This window comes from Geobacillus sp. LYN3 (assembly GCF_003064505.1).
Taxonomy (GTDB): Bacteria; Bacillota; Bacilli; order Bacillales; family Anoxybacillaceae; genus Parageobacillus_B; species Parageobacillus_B toebii.
The window spans coordinates 1,960,897-1,966,056 of the sequence record NZ_QCWL01000001.1 but is presented as its reverse complement, the minus strand read 5'-3'; the positions used below and the strand labels follow the sequence as shown (position 1 = coordinate 1,966,056).

The window sequence follows — 5,160 nt, the reverse complement described above, 5'->3', positions numbered from 1 at the left end:
GGTCGTTACCTCAATGATGGCCGAAAACAACGGGGGTGGCAAGCTTTTTTTCTTCCAACCGTTGAAACTCAATGAAAAACAGTGAGTGTGGAGGATAAACTTTTGACAATACCTAAAAACGAATGGGAGTGGCATACATGAAACGAGATGCGGTCATTGTTTCCGCCGTCCGCACGGCGATCGCCAGACAAGGCGGAGCATTAGCGACCGTGCCAGCGCATATTTTTGGTGCGGAAGTGATAAAAGAAGCGATGAGGCGGGCAAATATCGGCCCGGAAATGGTTGATGATGTCATTATGGGCAATGTGTTAAGCGGCGGCGGGCAAGGAATCGCCACCATTATCGAACGAGAATAAATAATGAAAGGAATCGGCAATATGAAAGAAAAAATCATTGAAACAAGCATTGAACTATTCGACCGCAAAGGGTTTAAAGAAACATCGGTGCAAGAAATTGTCGAAGCAATAGGAGTGACAAAAGGTGCATTCTATTATTACTTCAAAAGCAAAGAAGAGCTGCTAAAAGATATATGCATCTCCTATATAGAAGATCTTTTAGAGCAGCAACAACGCATTTTGCAAGATTCGGAGAAAAGCTGCACGGAAAAACTGTACGAAATCGTCTATATGCTCATTCGCAATATTAAAGCAAGGCGGAAAAGTGCACGCATTTTCTTCCGTGAAATGCGTCATTTGCATGAAGATCATTTGCAAGAAATTAAAGAAAAGCGGCGGGCGTTCCGACAACATTACCAGCAGTTGATCGAAGCGGGAATCGCCCGCGGGGAATTTAAGCCGACGCTGACTCCGGATATGATTACATTTGGCATTTTGGGCATTACAAACTGGAGCTATTACTGGTTTCAGCCGGATGGCGAAATATCGGAAGAAGCGCTGACAGACATTTACGTCGATCTGATTTTAAACGGAATCAAAAATCGCGAATCATTGAAGGAAAAATATTCGACACATATTAATGTGTAAATCATTTTTTTCTTCTTAGTTACTACACAAAACGCCCCACTTGATAAAAGTGGGGCATTCGTGTTGATTAGCAGCAATGAGTAGGGTATCCAGGGTCAACAACTACGTTTCTTGTGATAGGTCTATAAATATGTCTAGGAACATTGACGATATTGTAACGATTAACATGTACAACTGGATGGATATAAGGAACTACACGAGGAATGAAACAGTCGCGCACCACACATCTAGGTGGACATATAACTGGTCTAGGACAAAACATGGAAAATCACCTCCTATAAATATCTATAAACATTAAATGCACTAGTGGAGCTTTTTGAAACGGACAGATGTCACGAGGTATATAAAAAAATAAATGGAGTTGTAAAAGATGAGACAATATTAACTATTCGCCTTATGTCTCTTGGAGGTAAATCGAACCCCATTAGTGAAGTAATAAAATATCGTTGAACGGTAATTTTACTGAACTGTAAACGTCGACTCTTCATCTCCATATCAAAATGTTGAGCTAGTTTTTAGACCTAAAGGTTTTCTTTAGTTTTTTTTCATTGTATGAATCCAAAATCAGAATATATTCGTATGTAGTGATTGAAACGAATTTGAAACAAAAATCAACAGTATAACGTTTGACTGTACAGTTTTTTAAGAATATAATCTAATTAGCATTATGAAAAATATTAGGGAGTGAGTTCATTGGGAAGTTGTTTAAAATTGGTGAACTTGCGGAATTAGCTGGCGTTTCGAAACGAACCATTGATTATTATACACAATTAGGGTTGCTAGAACCTGTCCGCTCCGAAACAAATTATCGCTATTATCCCGAAGAAAGTATCGAACGTTTACGGTTAATCGATGCATTAAAAAAACAGCATTTAACTCTGGAGGAAATCAAAGAGCGATTGCAGATTATCCAAAATCAACCAGATGCTGCGGATGAAATTGTAGATAAAATTGAGCACCTTCAAGAAGAAATGAAACATATTCAAGAAGAACTGTTGGAATTAAAACCATTACTCAAACAATTAAATGAGCAACAGATCAAGTTGATGACAAAACCATTGGCCCAACAAGGTTATACTTTGTTACACACATTAGCGATATTGCTTGGAGGAGATCCTTTTATTAATTAAAAAAATAAATGTTTAAGGAGAGAGATAAAAAGGATGTTTAGAAAATTTTTATCGAAGCTGGGGATTGGTTCTGCGAATATCAATCTTGTGCTGCATCATTCTCAAGTACGGTTAGGAGAGACCATTAGTGGTGAATTTTTCATTGAGGGCGGGACAGTAGAACAGGATATCAACAAAAGTAAGGGGGGAACGTAATGTTATTTCATCCAATGGATATTCTCATCTTTTTAGCATTTGGACTGTCACTTTGGGCACAATTTAAAGTAAAAGGTACATTTAATAAATGGGCGGAAGTCTATGCTAATTCGTCTCTCACTGGGGCTGAGGTAGCACGAAAAATTTTAGATTCCAACGGTTTATATCATGTTCCCGTTGAACTGGTGCCTGGTACATTAACAGACCATTACGATCCATTGTCACGCACCGTTCGATTATCTGAGTCTGTTTATTATGGACGTTCTATCGCTGCTGTATCGGTAGCTGCCCATGAGGTTGGCCATGCAATTCAGCATCAACAATCCTACGGTGCATTAGTTTTGCGGCATCGTATGTTTCCAGTAGTGAATTTCTCTTCTGGAATTGCTCCATTTCTATTGTTAGGCGGGTTTTTGTTGCATCAAGCTTCACTCATTGGGCTTGGCATTATTCTCTTTTCAGCAGCCGTGGCATTCCAAGTAATTACGTTACCGGTAGAATTTAATGCGAGTTCTCGCGCCAAAAAGCTTCTTCTTGCTGAAGGATTTATTCGCAATGATGAAGTACGGGGAGTGAATAAAGTCTTAAATGCTGCTGCATTAACCTATGTAGCTGCGGCATTAATTTCTGTGTTAGAGCTAATCAAGTTTGTTATGATTTTCTTCCAAGGGAATAATGAAGAAGAGTAATGTAATAAATTAAATGTATAGCCAAATTAACAGGAGGTGGATTCTCTAGCTGTTTGCATACAGCTAGAGAGCTTAATTGGAGATAGTTAATTTACTGATGGTTGGTGTTTTAATTGCTTTAACGGCATTCTTTGTTGCATCCGAATTTGCCATTGTTAAAGTACGCAGTACACGTATTGATCAACTGATAGCTGAAGGAAATCGAAACGCTAGGGCTGCAAAACGAGTCATTAGCAATTTAGATGAATATTTATCGGCTTGCCAGCTTGGTATTACTATTACCGCATTGGGGCTTGGTTGGCTTGGTGAACCAACGGTGGAGCATTTGCTTCACCCTGTATTTGAACGAATGAATTTAAGTGAGTCCGTAGCGTCTTTCCTTTCTTTTGCGATTGCATTTGCAACGATTACCTTTTTGCATGTGGTCGTTGGAGAACTGGCTCCGAAAACATTGGCAATTCAAAAAGCAGAAACCATTACGCTGTTATGTTCAAGACCTTTAATCTTTTTCTACAAAATAATGTATCCGTTTATTTGGGCATTAAACGGCTCTGCTCGCGTCATTACCGGATTATTTGGGTTAAAGCCAGCATCCGAACATGAAGTGGCCCATTCAGAGGAAGAATTGCGCTTGATTTTATCTGAAAGTTATAAAAGTGGAGAAATTAATCAGTCGGAATATAAATACGTAAACAATATTTTTGAGTTTGACGATCGGATTGCCAAAGAAATCATGGTACCGCGTACAGAAATTGTCGCACTGGATAAAAACCGTTCCATTGCGGAATATTTTGAAACGATAAAGCAAGAAAAATATACGCGCTATCCTGTTATAGACGGAGATAAAGACCATATCATTGGGATGGTCAACATAAAAGAAATATTAACGGATTGTATTCAAAATCCAAAGGCCACTGAAAAGAAGTTAGGTGATTATATCCGCCCGATCATACAAGTAATCGAATCCATCCCTATTCATGACTTGCTCGTAAAAATGCAGCGTGAACGAGTTCATATGGCGATCTTAGTTGATGAATACGGCGGAACAGCAGGGCTTGTGACGGTTGAGGATATATTAGAGGAAATTGTCGGTGAGATTCAAGATGAGTTTGATATTGACGAAGTTCCGATGATTCGCAAAGTGAACGAACACACCACCATTGTTGATGGAAAAGTATTGATTGAAGATGTAAATGACTTACTTGGAACGGATATCGATGATACGGATGTTGATACGATTGGTGGTTGGATTTTAACAGAAAAATTTGATATTCAACAAGGCGGCATTATTTCCTACGGCGATTATGAATTTAAGGTATTAAAAATGGAAGGGCATCACGTCCAATTAGTTGAAATCACAAAACGCGTGAAGGCTCCTTCTCTTATTGTACAAGAAGCGGCAATAGAATAGCAGCTAAAATAAAATAACGAAAGACGGCAGCTATAAATGGCTGCCGTTTATTTTTTGCGAAAAAGACAAGTTCTTTATATGTAGGACATACATATAGACAAGAAAGAAAGTACAACTGAGGAGAGAAAAAATACAAGAAATCCAAAATTATTTTGAAAATGCTTGGGATATCATTAAAGAAGAAGTTTATACTGCAAACAATGTACATTGGTTAGCCGTTGACCAAAATTCTGCAACTTGTACTTATACATATCATTATGAAGGTTATCACAACGGAAAATTTGTTACGGGTAGTGGTAGAGCCACTAATGTGTTCATTAAGAACGAAAAAGGAGAATGGAAATTAATTCATGAGCATTTAAGCAGTCTTTAATATTATAGCGGTTTAACAGAATTTAGAGCGGCAAAGGAAGCCTCTTATCATTCATGTTTAAACTGTAAGAGGCTGTTTTATAGGATAAAATTAATTTATTTAAACTATGTTCTAAATAATCAATCAAAACAAAAAAAGAAAATAATCAACAAAGTAAATGAATGGAAGAAATGATTTTTCATACGAGATAACTCCCACTTCTAATTGGGGCGGGGTGTAAACCAATAGAAGTGGGAAGAGGAATTGCTATATCGTAGAAAATAACGAACATATGTGCTATAATTAGATTATCTTATACAGATTGCTCTGTCAACTACCCAACGGCTAAAGCCGTGGGCTTGCAACTAGCCTAATTGGCTGCCGCGTTCGGCTGGTTGAC

The 5,160-nt window shown here is 38.1% G+C and carries 5 protein-coding genes and 2 pseudogenes; all 7 read left to right on the top strand.

The genetic code is table 11. The features are described from left to right. Positions 1–137: 137 nt before the first annotated feature. A pseudogene (locus DCC82_RS10185) lies at positions 138–323 on the top strand (thiolase family protein); the annotation flags it as partial. Positions 324–377: 54 nt separating this feature from the next. Then, complete coding sequence (locus DCC82_RS10180; RefSeq protein ID WP_097354944.1) at positions 378–983, top strand: TetR/AcrR family transcriptional regulator; 606 nt, start codon at positions 378–380, stop codon at positions 981–983. A 701-nt stretch (positions 984–1,684) separates the two neighbouring features. Further along, positions 1,685–2,113 (top strand): MerR family transcriptional regulator, encoded by a 429-nt coding sequence (locus tag DCC82_RS10170; protein WP_171699162.1) that lies wholly within the window; start codon positions 1,685–1,687, stop codon positions 2,111–2,113. 33 nt (positions 2,114–2,146) lie between these two features. Continuing rightward, complete coding sequence (locus tag DCC82_RS10165) at positions 2,147–2,308, top strand: sporulation protein (RefSeq protein WP_082798206.1); 162 nt, start codon at positions 2,147–2,149, stop codon at positions 2,306–2,308. Then, a complete protein-coding gene (locus DCC82_RS10160; protein ID WP_097354546.1) occupies positions 2,308–2,997 on the top strand; it encodes a zinc metallopeptidase in 690 nt (229 codons plus the stop codon). The genes DCC82_RS10165 and DCC82_RS10160 overlap by 1 nt, the downstream gene beginning before the upstream one ends. 76 nt (positions 2,998–3,073) lie before the next feature. After that, positions 3,074–4,408 carry a hemolysin family protein gene (locus DCC82_RS10155; RefSeq protein ID WP_015863959.1) on the top strand — a complete coding sequence of 445 codons (1,335 nt, stop codon included), beginning with the start codon at positions 3,074–3,076 and terminating at the stop codon, positions 4,406–4,408. Positions 4,409–4,538: 130 nt separating this feature from the next. Then, a pseudogene (locus DCC82_RS10150) lies at positions 4,539–4,781 on the top strand (YybH family protein); the annotation flags it as partial. Between the last annotated feature and the right edge of the window lie 379 nt (positions 4,782–5,160).